The sequence below is a fragment of the Amycolatopsis sp. MEPSY49 genome (genome assembly GCF_051337345.1).
In the GTDB taxonomy this organism is placed as follows: Bacteria; Actinomycetota; Actinomycetes; order Mycobacteriales; family Pseudonocardiaceae; genus Amycolatopsis.
Window position 1 is genome coordinate 190797 of the sequence record NZ_JBDLYJ010000011.1, and the last position, 10396, is coordinate 201192.

Sequence of the window (10396 nt, forward strand, 5' to 3'; positions counted from 1 at the left end):
GCCTCAGGAAACCGCCCGGACATCAGCGTCTCGTGCACGGCGGGTGCACGCCGCGTGCACACGGTTTACAAGGTCGCCGCCGCTTCCTAGGATTCGCCGGTCGGGCCGCAGAACGGGAGGTTTTCGCATGGGTCGGCGGCGGGACGACGACGAGATCTCCGTCGCCGAGCTGCTCCGGGAGACGGGCGCGACGCCGCGCTCGCTCGGCGGGCCGCCCGCGCCCGCGCCGTCCCGCGCGGAGGACACCGGCGACGGCTACCGCGAACGGCTCGAGCAGCGGGCCCGCGAAGCCGCGGCCGTCCAGCAGCGGGCCGGGCGGCGGATCCGGTGGATCTTCGCGTTCGCCGGCGCCGTCGTGGTGCTCGGCAGCCTCGTGCTCATCGCGGTGACGTCCGGCAGCGCGCAGCAGCGGCAGGCCAGGCCGCAGGACCCGCTCGCGCCGGCGACGACTCCGCGTCCGACAACTCCCTCGCTCAGCCGGCCGAGTCCCACGCCGATCCCGACCGTGCTGCGGCAAACCGCGACGTCGGCACCGGCTTCGACCTCGGCCGCGCCGCCGCCGGTCGAAACGGCGACGTGCGTCGTGCGCTTTTCCGTGTCGGACCAGTGGAACGACGGTTTCACCGCGGGCGTCGCCATCACCAACAAGAGCGGCAAGACGCTTTCGCCGTGGACGCTCTCCTGGACGTTCACCGCCGGCCAGCAGGTCACCCACGGCTGGGACGGCGTGTACCGCCAGAGCGGCAGCCGGGTGACCGTGACCGCCGAGTCCTACAACGCCACGCTCGCGCCGGGCGCGACCGTCAGCACGGGGTTGAACGGGGCTTTCGAGCACGGGAACCCTGCTCCCACGGCGTTCACCCTCAACGGCGCCCGCTGCGACGCGGGCTGACCACCCGCACGTCGGCCAGCTCCAGCAGGCCGTCCAGCTCCACACGCGCGGACGTCCGGCGCGGGTCGGGCACCAGGCCGTGCGCGCGGACGACGTCGAGCAGGCGGCTCGCCAGCGGCAGCACCAGGTGCCGGCCCCAGCAGCGCTCGCTGACGTGCCCGAACGGCAGGTAACCCGGGTGGCGATCGGCGTCGAGCCCGGCCCAGCGCCGTGGCCGCCACTCGTCCGGCGCTTCCCACAGCTTCGGTGAGCGGTGGCTCAGCAGCGGCAGCAGCAGGACGTCGTCGCCGGGCGTGATGCGGGCGTCCACCTCGGTGAACTCCGGCGAGCGGACGCGCAGGAGGTTCCACGACGGCGGCAGCAGCCGCAGCGCCTCGTTGAGGACGTGCTCGTTCGGGACGTCGTCGTCGAACGGCGCGCCCAGCCACACGGCGTTGGTCACCAGCGCGGCCACGGTGAAGCAGATCGGCGCGGCGACCCGGCGGTAGAGGTACATCCGAAAGCGCCGCTCGGCCAGGGTCTCGGCGGCGAGGACGTGCCGGGCGAGGGTGGACAGTTCCGCGCCCGGCGCCGGCCTGCGGGCCAGCGCGGCCCCGGCGGCGACGGCCGACCACGTCAGCTTCGGCGTCAGCTCCAGGCGGCGGTCGACGAGCACACGGAACCGGCGCGTCTCGGGCCCGAAGACGAATCGGCGCAGGTAGTCGTGCGGCACGGCGGGCCACGCGCCGGTGAGGCCGGGGTCGTCGGCGGGCCGCTTCAGCGCGGCCCGGACGTCCGCGCCCAGCGCTTGCATCAGGCTCGCGGATTCGGCGCGGGTGACCTCGCGGCCCAGTACCGGCTTGAACGTCGGGCGCTCCTCGGCGTTCGCCGGGCGGGCGCGCAGCACGGCGTCCATCAGCTCCGGGTCGGCGATCCCGACGGTGTCCGGCTCGAGGCGGAAGAGCCCGCCGTCCCGGTGCTCACGCAGCAGGTTTTCCAGGCGGGGAGCGAAGACGACCGTGCGGTGGGCGGGCGCGATGACCACGTTCGGCACTCCTCGAAGGGAACGGGGCCGGTCCCGGTGACCGGGACCGGCCGCGCGATCAGATCCAGCCGTACCAGGCGTAAGCCTTCAGGCTCTTCTTGGGAAGCGCTTTCTTCACCAGGCGGACGAGCTTCACCGGATTCCTCCCTAGCTCGGGTGTCAGGACCGTGATCGACACTAGGCAGGGCGGGATCGGTTCAGCACCAAGCACTACACGTTCGGCCCAGACCTTTCGGCGGGAAATGGGCACGAAGAAAAATGTGTGTTAAATCAGCTGAGCACTTCACGCATGAATGTCACAAGCCAATGCTGTGCGGGACTGCGCGCGTGCGTGTGGCGCGTGTACACCGACACCTGCGCCGGTTCCACCTCGAGCGGCAGCTCGAACAGCCGGACCCGGTGCTGGGCCGCGAACATCTCCGCCACCAGGCGCGGCACCATCGCCACCAGCTCGCCGTCCTGGACCAGGTACGGCAGGGCCGCGAAGCGCGTCACCTCCAGGACCACCCGGTCCAGGAGCCCGTGCGCCTCCAGCGCGCGGCGCGGACCGTCGTGGCCGGTCGGGCCGAACACCGTCACGTGGCGCTCGGCCGCCAGCGCGGAGAAGTCCACCGACGCACCCAGGCGCGGGTGGTCCCGCGCCACCATGCCCAGGTAGCCCTCCGAGAACAGCGGGACGCGGGCGACGCGCTGGGAGCTGATCAGCGGGGACGCGATGAACGCGTCGATCTCGCCGCGGCCGAGCTGGTCCGCGGCGCGCTCGACGTCGAGGGGCCGGACGGTCAGCGTCACGCCGGGAGCCCGAGAAGGCAGCGCCGCCATCAGACGCGGCAGCAGCGAGATCTCCCCCAGATCGGACAGGCACAGCGTGAACGCCGCCTTCGCCGAAGCAGGGTCGAACGACCACGCGCCACTGACCGCCGTCTCGATGCCCGACAACGCGCTGTGCAGCGGTTCGTACAGCGCGCGGGCCGTCGTGGTCGGGACCAGGCCGCCGCCCGTGCGGCGGAACAGCTCGTCGGAGAACCGGCGCCGCAGCTTCTGCAGGCTGTAGCTGATCGTCGGCTGCGTGACGTGCAGGGACTCGGCCGTCGCGGTGACGCTGCGGGTCTCGTAGAGCAGCACGAACGTGCGCACCAGGTTGAGGTCGAAGTCGCGCATCATCGATCCTGTCTATGAACCACCGAGGCAACATTTATTGGAACACACGCCGCCGTCTCCCTAGGGTCTGGTCCAACCCGCCCGAGGAGGACAGCGCATGCCCACCGCCCGTCGGCTCGCCCACGAGTTCCTGCACCGCCGCGGCCTGACCACGATCTTCGGCAACCCCGGCTCCAACGAACTGCCGTTCCTCGCCGAGCTGCCCGGCGACTTCCGGTACGTCCTCGGCCTGCACGAAGGCGCCGTCGTCGGGATGGCCGACGGCTACGCCCAGGCGACCGGCCGCCCGGTGCTGGTCAACCTGCACGCGGCCGCCGGCTCGGGCAACGCCATGGGCGCGCTGACCAACGCCGTCTACTCGCGCTCTCCCCTGGTGCTCACCGCCGGCCAGCAGGTCCGCGCGGCCATCGGGATGGAGGCGATGCTCGCCAACGTCGACGCCACGCAGCTGATGCGCCCCCTGGCCGCTTGGTCCGGCGAGCCGAGCTGCGCCGAGGACGTCCCGCGCTCGCTCGCCCAGGCGGTGTTCGAGGCCGAGCTGCACCGGCGGCCGAGCTACCTCTCGGTGCCCTACGACGACTGGGCCGTCGAGCTGGACCACAACGCCGCCGTGACGCTGGACCGCAACGTCCAAAGAGGACTCACGCCGAGCGCGGACCAGCTCGACGACCTCGCGACGAGCATCACGAAAGCGAAGAACCCCGCGCTCGTCCTCGGCGGGGACCTCGACGCCCTCGGCCTGTTCGAGCGCGCCGTCGCCCTGGCCGAGCACCTCGACCTGCCGACTTGGGTGGCGCCGTCGCCGCATCGGCTGCCCTTCCCCAACCGGCACCCGCTCTTCCGCGGCGTGCTGCCGGCCGGCATCGCTTCGGTTTCGGACGCGCTCACCGGGCACGACCTCGTGCTCGTGCTCGGCGCGCCCGTCTTCCGCTACCACCAGTACGTGCCCGGCGCCTACCTGCCGGCGGGCACGCGGCTGGTACAGGTGACCGACGACTTCGGCGCCGCGGCCCGCGCCCCGATGGGCGAGGCGCTGGTCGCCGACCCGGCGCCGGTGATCGAGGCGCTGCTGGCCAAGCTGCCGGGACGCGCGTCGAGCGGGGACTACGTCGCGAGCCCCGCGCCCAAAACGGGCGAGCAGGCGCTGCACCCCGAGCAGGTCTTCGCGGCGTTGCGCGAAACTCAGGCCGCCGACACCCGGTACGTCGTCGAATCGACGTCGACGAACTCGGCGTGGTGGCGGCAGATGGACCTGCGGCAGGAAGGTTCGTACTTCTTCCCCGCCGCCGGCGGCCTCGGGTTCGGCCTGCCCGCCGCGGTCGGCGTCGCGATGGGCAGCCCGGACCGCCCGGTCGTCGGCGTCATCGGCGACGGCTCGGCCAACTACGGCATCACGGCGCTGTGGACGGCCGCGCACTACCGCGTCCCGGTCACGTTCGTGATCCTGCGCAACGGCGTCTACGGCGCACTGCGGTGGTTCGGCGAGCTGCTCGGGACGCCGGACGTGCCCGGCACCGAGATCCCCGGGCTCGACTTCACCGCCATCGCCGCCGGCTACGGCGTACCCGCCACCACCGCCGTCGACGTCGACGACCTGCACGCCCAGCTCAAGACGACCCCGGACGGCCCGCGGCTGATCCAGGTCGACACCGAACCGACCACACCGGAGTGATCATGACCTTGCTGGACAACGAGTTCCTCACCGGCAGCGGCGGGACCCACGCGGTCGTCGAACCAGCGACCGGGGAAACCCTGGGCAGCGTGGGCATCGCGACGCCCGGCGATGTCGCCGACGCGGCCCGCGCCGCCGCCGAAGCCCAGCGCGACTGGGCGCACCGCAAGCCCGCCGAGCGCGCCGCGGTGCTGCGCCGCGCGGGCGAGCTGTGGGAGGCGCACGCCGCCGAGGTGCAGGACTGGATCGTCCGCGAAGCCGGTTCGACGCGCCCCAAGGCCGGGATCGAAACGGAGATGGCGGCCGGGATCTGCTTCGAGGCCGCGGCGCTGCCGACCCACCCGCGCGGTGAGGTGCTGAGCACGGGCGAACCGCGCTGGTCGCTGGCCCGGCGCGTCCCGGCCGGCGTGGTTTCGGTGATCTCGCCGTTCAACTTCCCGCTGATCCTGGCGATCCGCTCGGTCGCGCCCGCCCTCGCGCTCGGCAACGCCGTGCTGCTCAAGCCGGACCTGCGCACCGCGGTTTCCGGTGGCGTCAGCATCGTGCGAGTCTTCGAGGAGGCCGGGCTGCCTGCCGGTTTGCTGCACCTCTTGCCCGGCGACGCCGCCGTCGGCGCCGCGGTCGTCGACGCGCCCGAGGTGTCGGTCGTGTCGTTCACCGGCTCGACGGCGGCCGGGCGGAAGGTCGGCGAGGCCGCCGCGCGCTCGCTCAAGCGCGTCCACCTGGAGCTGGGCGGGAACAACGCGCTCGTCGTGCTGCCGGGCGCCGACGTCGCCAAGGCCGCGTCCGCCGGCGCGTTCGGCTCGTTCCTGCACCAGGGCCAGATCTGCATGACCACCGGCCGTCACCTCGTCCACGAGTCCCAAGTGGACGAATACGTGGAAGCGCTCGCGGAGAAGGCGCGGCGGCTGCCCGTGGGGAACCCGGCCGAGAACGACGTCGCGCTCGGCCCGATCATCGACGACCGGCAGCTGGCGCACGTCACCGACGTCGTCGACCGCAGCGTCGCGGCCGGCGCCCGCGTGCTGGCCGGCGGCAAGCCCGACGCGCCGTTCTACCCGCCGACCGTCCTCTTCGGACTTTCCGACGAGAGTCCGGCGTGGCGCGAGGAGATCTTCGGCCCGGTCGCGCCGGTGCGCGCCTACCGCGACCTCGACGAGGCCGCGCGGCTGGTCAACGACTCCGAGTACGGCCTGTCGGTCGGCATCCTCGGCGACGTCGGCACCGCGATGACGCTGGCCGACGAGGTCCGCTCGGGCAAGGTGCACATCAACGAGCAGACCGTCGGCGACGAGCCCACCGCGCCGTTCGGCGGGGTCGGCGACTCCGGCAACGGCTCCCGCTTCGGCGGCGCCCAGGCCAACATCGAGGCCTTCACCGAAACCCAGTGGCTGACCGTCCGCGCGGACATCGCGGGCTACCCCTTCTAAGGAGCACGGCAATGACGACGTCTCCCGCCCGTCCCGTGTGGACGGCGGTCCTCTGCTGGCTGACGGTCCTGCTCGAGGGCTACGACCTGGTCGCGCTCGGCGCCACCATCCCGACCCTGCTCAAGAGCGGCTACCTCGGCTTCACCGCGGCCGGCGCGACGGCGGTCGCCACCGTGTCGCTGGTCGGCGTGGCCGTCGGCGCGGCCTGCCTCGGCCCGCTCACCGACCGGTTCGGCCGCCGCGTGATGCTCATCGGCTCGGTTCTGCTGTTTTCGCTGTTCACCCTGCTGACGCCGATCGCGCCGAACGTCGCGACGTTCGGGGTCTTCCGGTTCGTCGCCGGGCTCGGGCTCGGCGCGTGCATGCCGGTGGCGCTGACCGTGATGTCGGAGAACCTGCCCGCGCGGCGGCGCGCGAGCGCGAGCACGTTCACCATGACGGGCTACCACGTCGGCGCGGTGCTGACGTCGATCCTCGCGCTGTCCGCGAAAGAAGACTGGCACGTGCTGTTCTACGGCGGCGGGATCGTCGGGCTGCTGGCCGTGCCGCTGATGTGGTGGAAGCTGCCCGAATCCGCGGCGTACCTGGCGGCTCGCGAAGACGACGCTGAGCGCGTCGGGCTGCGCGACCTGCTGGGCGCGCGCTTCCGGCGGATCAGCATCGCGGTGTGGACGGGGTCGTTCATGGGGCTGCTGCTGGTCTACGGGCTCAACACGTGGCTGCCGCAGCTGATGCGGACCGCGGGCTACCCGATTTCGACGTCGATCACGCTGCTGCTGGTGCTGAACATCGGCGCGGTGCTCGGGCTGGTCCTGGCCGGCACGATCGCCGACCGGTTCGGCATCCGCCCGATCGCCCGGATCTGGTTCGGCGCCGGTGCCGTGCTGCTCGCGGCGCTGAGCCTGCGCATCGGCAACGCGTTCGTGCTCAACGCGGTCGTGCTGCTGACCGGGGTGTTTGTGTTCTCCGCGCAGGTGCTGATCTACGGGTATGTGGCCCAGGCGTTCCCGGCGCGGGCGCGCGGGACGGCGCTCGGGCTGACGTCGGCGGTCGGGCGGCTCGGCTCGATCCTCGGGCCGTTCGTGACCGGCGCGCTGGTCACCGCCGGGGTCGCGTACCCGTGGGGCTTCTACTTCTTCGCCGTGGTGGCCGCGTTCGGGCTGGTCGCGGTGCTGATGCTGCGTGGCGAGGCACGGGAGCCGTCGCGGTTGACGCCGGCGTCCGCGGGGTAGCCGCCAGGATGACGCAACCACATGACGAAGCCGGCGAAGAGGACTCGAGCGGAAACCCGGTCGACGTGCCGCCCCGCCGCGACGAGCCGGACGGGCCGTTGGAGGACGAGGAAGCGCGTGCGCGGCCGGGCCATCCCGGCGCGCACGACAACTTCCGCGGCGGCGACTAGGCCGTCTCCTCGGGACGGCGGCGCATGGTCGGCTTCGGGTGCTCGGTGCGACGGTCGGAGTCTTCGAGCACCTGGCGGGCCTGCGCTTCGGGATCGGCGCTGTCGGCGGCTTGTTCCTCGGGCAGCAGCTCGGCGCGGGTTTCCGTCCGGTCGGGGATCTTGTCGTCCATGCCGGGGTGGTACCCGATCACGGCGGGATTCAGACACCCAGCCAGCCGACGGCGAGCGCGATCACCAGCCCGGCCACCATCAGCACCAGGACGCCGGTGAGGATCAGCCAGAGCACCGGCGCGGTCTTGCCGGGCATCGGCTGCGGGTGCGAGAGGCCGGACGTCTGCGCGGAATCGGGCGGCGTGCTGCCCGGCGGCACGCCCCCGCCGGCCTCGAGGTCCGGGGTCCGGCCGGGGTCCGGATCCGGGGGCTGGGCGGTCATGGCGGGTCCTTCCGTCGCGGTCGGCTTGCGCGACGGGTGCCCGGCGGGGAAGCGGGCAAACCCGGTGGCGCGCGCCGGGTGCGTGCCCGTACGGGTTACCCGCTGCCCGGCCCTCACCGAACCGACTGCCCAGCCCGGACACGTCGCCCACACAGCTCACCCACTGCCCGCCCCTCACCGAACCGACTGCCCAGCCCGGACACGTCGCCCACACAGCTCACCCACTGCCCGCCCCTCACCGAACCGACTGCCCTGCCTGAACCACCGCAAGCAAGCCGCGCGGCCGCGGAGCGCGCCTCAGTCCCTCGCCCGCCGGTTGCCGACCGCGTCGCGGCGGAGGCGGTCCGTCTCCGCCGAGATCTCCCCCAGCTCCTTCGCCAGCCCCGCGTGGTCACCGGCCAGATGGGACCGCGCCGCGGCCAACGGCGGCAGGAGCGTCGCCGGGTCGTCGTCGCCCAGGGCGGCGCCCAGGCGGTCCGCGCTCTTCTGCGCCGCCGGGTCGAGGCCGTCCAGCGCGCTCACGCGGCCGGCCAGCTGGCGCAGGATCGCCGAGTTGCGGCGGGCCCAGTCGGCGACCGCCCGGTCGCCCGCGCGGCGATCGCGTTCCGCGTCGACTCTCGCCTCGCCCGTCTTTTCGCCCGTGTGCGACGGCTGCAGCCGCAGGTAGCGCCGTTCCGCGGCCTGGCGGCTCGCCACGCCCAGCGCCGGGGCCAGCGCCACCCAGCTCGCGCCGGCCGTGCGGGCCGCCGTGATCAGCTCCGGCTCCCAGCCGGCCAGCTCCTCGCGCAGCACGCGCAGGTCGGCCAGCGCCGTCAGCAGTCCGTCCCGGTCCGCGGTGCCCGCGCGGGCCGCCGCGACCACCTCGTGGAGCCGGCTCACCGCGCCGGCGGGATCACTATCGCCCATTCGTCATCCTTCCGACGACCCCGACATTGTCATCGTTCTGACGACATGCTAGAACAGGGGCCACCGTTCGTCGAGTTCCCGGAGGTGGTTTCCGATGATGACGCGCACCGGATCCTTTCGCGACCTCAGCTCCGGCGGAAGGCGGCGGAACGCGGCCTGACCCTCCGCACGACGTCCAGGACGATCACGTGTTCACCGAGCCCGTGTCCGCGCTGCTCGAAGAGCTCCTGAAGCGGATCGCCGCCGACGTGCCGGGTGCCCTCGGCGCGGCCGTTTCCGTGCACCACCCCGGATCGCCGCTGCGCGTGGCCGCCAGCCACGGGCTCGCGGACGTCTTCGTCCCGGCCCAGCTGGATGGACTCGGCGGGCCGGTCGCGACCGCCGGCGACACCGGTCTGCCGGTCGTCACCGCGGACGTCTTCGCCGACGAACGCTGGCCGTCGCTCACGCTGACCACCCTGCTGGAGCGCCACCCCGGGACGGACTGGCCGCGCGTCCGGGGTGTCGCCGCGCTCCCCGCGCCGTGGGACACCGAGGGCAGGCTGGTGCTGTCGGTGACGCTCGACGGGCCCGCCACCGAAGAGACGCTGAAGGTCTTGCGGCGGCACGAAAGGTTCACGGCGATGGCGCTGGTCGTCGCCGAGGCGGCCCGGCCCGACCGGACCGAGCAGATGCTGGACCTCCTGCAGTCGCGGGCCGCGCTGGAGGAGGCGAAGGGCATCGTCATCGCCCTGCGCCGCTGCGATCCGGACGAGGCGTGGGCGACGCTGCGGCGCGCCAGCCAGCAGTTCAACGTCAAGGTGCGCGAACTCGCCGTCGCACTCGTGGAACTGCTGGGCGGCGCGCCGGCACCGCAGCCCGACGGCGACCGCACGATCGAACCGAGCGCCGCCGCGCGTGTCGCCGCCGAACAGGTGCTGCGGGCGTTCGAGCCCGGCCACACCGAGCTGACCGGCCCTTAGCGTCTGACCGGCTCGACGCGGAACACGGCGATGCGTTCGGCCGCCGCCGCGGCCGCGTCGGGCGTGGCCGCCTCGGCCAAACCCGTGGTCACCAGCCGCTTTCCGACACTCGCCGGGCTGTCCGCGACCAGCCGGCGCAGGAGCGGACGACGCTCCTCCACGGGCACTTCCGCCAAGCGCGCCGGGGACGTCCGGCGGCCGCGGGTGAGCGTCACCTCGGCCGCCGCCCGCGCGTTCGCGACCCAGGCCGCCTTCGGGTAGGCCTGGAAGATGTAGCGGTCGCCGTCGATGGGGATGACCGCGATCGGGAACGTGCGCGGCACGCCCGTGCGCCGTCCCGGGACGGTGAGCAGCTGCATCGGGCCGAACGCGACGCCCAGCCGCTGCAGCCCCACGACGATCTTGTTGCCGGCGTTGACCATCCGCCGGTACTTCTGCGCTGTTGTCATGCCACGACCGTACACCAGATCATACGTAACTCGTATTATCTGTGATCCGTATGAGTGTCGTTCGG

General features: G+C 72.9%; 13 protein-coding genes. 6 read left to right on the forward strand and 7 right to left on the reverse strand.

The annotated features are described in order from the left end of the window. Nucleotides 1-127: 127 nt before the first annotated feature. The gene (locus ABFJ78_RS37760) at nt 128-892 is read left to right on the forward strand and encodes a cellulose-binding domain-containing protein (protein WP_436392222.1); all 765 of its coding nucleotides are present in this window, start codon (nt 128-130) and stop codon (nt 890-892) included. On the opposite strand, the gene ABFJ78_RS37765 is transcribed toward ABFJ78_RS37760, so the two are convergent. Genes ABFJ78_RS37765 through ABFJ78_RS37775 form a run of 3 tightly spaced genes read right to left on the reverse strand, consistent with a single transcriptional unit; the run spans nt 864 to nt 3077 of the window. Further along, complete coding sequence (locus ABFJ78_RS37765) at nt 864-1925, reverse strand: cytochrome P450 (protein ID WP_436392223.1); 1062 nt, start codon at nt 1923-1925, stop codon at nt 864-866. The genes ABFJ78_RS37760 and ABFJ78_RS37765 overlap by 29 nt on opposite strands. Before the next feature lie 49 nt (nt 1926-1974). Next, the gene (locus tag ABFJ78_RS37770; protein WP_436392224.1) at nt 1975-2166 is read right to left on the reverse strand and encodes a tryptorubin family RiPP precursor; all 192 of its coding nucleotides are present in this window, start codon (nt 2164-2166) and stop codon (nt 1975-1977) included. 20 nt (nt 2167-2186) lie between these two features. Continuing rightward, nucleotides 2187-3077, reverse strand: coding sequence for a LysR family transcriptional regulator (locus ABFJ78_RS37775; protein ID WP_436392225.1), 891 nt, complete (start codon nt 3075-3077; stop codon nt 2187-2189). Between the two features lie 97 nt (nt 3078-3174). Between ABFJ78_RS37775 and mdlC the strand changes: the two genes are divergently transcribed. The 4 genes from mdlC to ABFJ78_RS37795 are packed head-to-tail and all read left to right on the forward strand — an operon-like array spanning nt 3175 to nt 7581. Further along, nucleotides 3175-4749 carry a benzoylformate decarboxylase gene (gene mdlC / locus ABFJ78_RS37780; protein WP_436392226.1) on the forward strand — a complete coding sequence of 525 codons (1575 nt, stop codon included), beginning with the start codon at nt 3175-3177 and terminating at the stop codon, nt 4747-4749. Nucleotides 4750-4751: 2 nt separating this feature from the next. Continuing rightward, the gene (locus tag ABFJ78_RS37785) at nt 4752-6179 is read left to right on the forward strand and encodes a benzaldehyde dehydrogenase (protein ID WP_436392227.1); all 1428 of its coding nucleotides are present in this window, start codon (nt 4752-4754) and stop codon (nt 6177-6179) included. An 11-nt stretch (nt 6180-6190) separates the two neighbouring features. After that, nucleotides 6191-7411 (forward strand): MFS transporter, encoded by a 1221-nt coding sequence (locus tag ABFJ78_RS37790; protein WP_436392228.1) that lies wholly within the window; start codon nt 6191-6193, stop codon nt 7409-7411. Between the two features lie 8 nt (nt 7412-7419). Beyond that, nucleotides 7420-7581 carry a hypothetical protein gene (locus ABFJ78_RS37795; protein WP_436392229.1) on the forward strand — a complete coding sequence of 54 codons (162 nt, stop codon included), beginning with the start codon at nt 7420-7422 and terminating at the stop codon, nt 7579-7581. On the opposite strand, the gene ABFJ78_RS37800 is transcribed toward ABFJ78_RS37795, so the two are convergent. From ABFJ78_RS37800 to ABFJ78_RS37810, 3 genes are all read right to left on the reverse strand, one after another. Further along, nucleotides 7578-7751 carry a hypothetical protein gene (locus tag ABFJ78_RS37800; RefSeq protein WP_436392230.1) on the reverse strand — a complete coding sequence of 58 codons (174 nt, stop codon included), beginning with the start codon at nt 7749-7751 and terminating at the stop codon, nt 7578-7580. The genes ABFJ78_RS37795 and ABFJ78_RS37800 overlap by 4 nt on opposite strands. A 29-nt stretch (nt 7752-7780) precedes the next feature. Further along, nucleotides 7781-8014, reverse strand: coding sequence for a DUF6480 family protein (locus ABFJ78_RS37805; protein WP_436392231.1), 234 nt, complete (start codon nt 8012-8014; stop codon nt 7781-7783). A 297-nt stretch (nt 8015-8311) separates the two neighbouring features. Continuing rightward, the gene (locus ABFJ78_RS37810; protein WP_436392233.1) at nt 8312-8920 is read right to left on the reverse strand and encodes an HSP18 transcriptional regulator; all 609 of its coding nucleotides are present in this window, start codon (nt 8918-8920) and stop codon (nt 8312-8314) included. A 188-nt stretch (nt 8921-9108) separates the two neighbouring features. On the opposite strand from ABFJ78_RS37810, the gene ABFJ78_RS37815 reads away from it, so the two are divergent. Beyond that, nucleotides 9109-9882, forward strand: a complete 774-nt coding sequence (locus ABFJ78_RS37815) for an ANTAR domain-containing protein (protein ID WP_436392235.1) — start codon at nt 9109-9111, stop codon at nt 9880-9882. Here the strand turns inward: ABFJ78_RS37815 and ABFJ78_RS37820 are convergent. Continuing rightward, nucleotides 9879-10331: a nitroreductase/quinone reductase family protein gene (locus ABFJ78_RS37820; protein WP_436392236.1), complete on the reverse strand. Its 453-nt coding sequence runs from the start codon at nt 10329-10331 to the stop codon at nt 9879-9881. The genes ABFJ78_RS37815 and ABFJ78_RS37820 overlap by 4 nt on opposite strands. Nucleotides 10332-10396 lie beyond the last annotated feature (65 nt).

Bases quoted from the DNA above. Each gene is read 5' to 3' on its own strand.
- ABFJ78_RS37760 (WP_436392222.1), top strand. From the start codon at position 128: ATGGGTCGGCGGCGGGACGACGACGAGATCTCCGTCGCCGAGCTGCTC.
- ABFJ78_RS37775 (WP_436392225.1), bottom strand. From the start codon at position 3,077: ATGCGCGACTTCGACCTCAACCTGGTGCGCACGTTCGTGCTGCTCTAC.
- mdlC (WP_436392226.1), top strand. From the start codon at position 3,175: ATGCCCACCGCCCGTCGGCTCGCCCACGAGTTCCTGCACCGCCGCGGC.
- ABFJ78_RS37785 (WP_436392227.1), top strand. From the start codon at position 4,752: ATGACCTTGCTGGACAACGAGTTCCTCACCGGCAGCGGCGGGACCCAC.
- ABFJ78_RS37790 (WP_436392228.1), top strand. From the start codon at position 6,191: ATGACGACGTCTCCCGCCCGTCCCGTGTGGACGGCGGTCCTCTGCTGG.
- ABFJ78_RS37795 (WP_436392229.1), top strand. From the start codon at position 7,420: ATGACGCAACCACATGACGAAGCCGGCGAAGAGGACTCGAGCGGAAAC.
- ABFJ78_RS37800 (WP_436392230.1), bottom strand. From the start codon at position 7,751: ATGGACGACAAGATCCCCGACCGGACGGAAACCCGCGCCGAGCTGCTG.
- ABFJ78_RS37805 (WP_436392231.1), bottom strand. From the start codon at position 8,014: ATGACCGCCCAGCCCCCGGATCCGGACCCCGGCCGGACCCCGGACCTC.
- ABFJ78_RS37810 (WP_436392233.1), bottom strand. From the start codon at position 8,920: ATGGGCGATAGTGATCCCGCCGGCGCGGTGAGCCGGCTCCACGAGGTG.
- ABFJ78_RS37820 (WP_436392236.1), bottom strand. From the start codon at position 10,331: ATGACAACAGCGCAGAAGTACCGGCGGATGGTCAACGCCGGCAACAAG.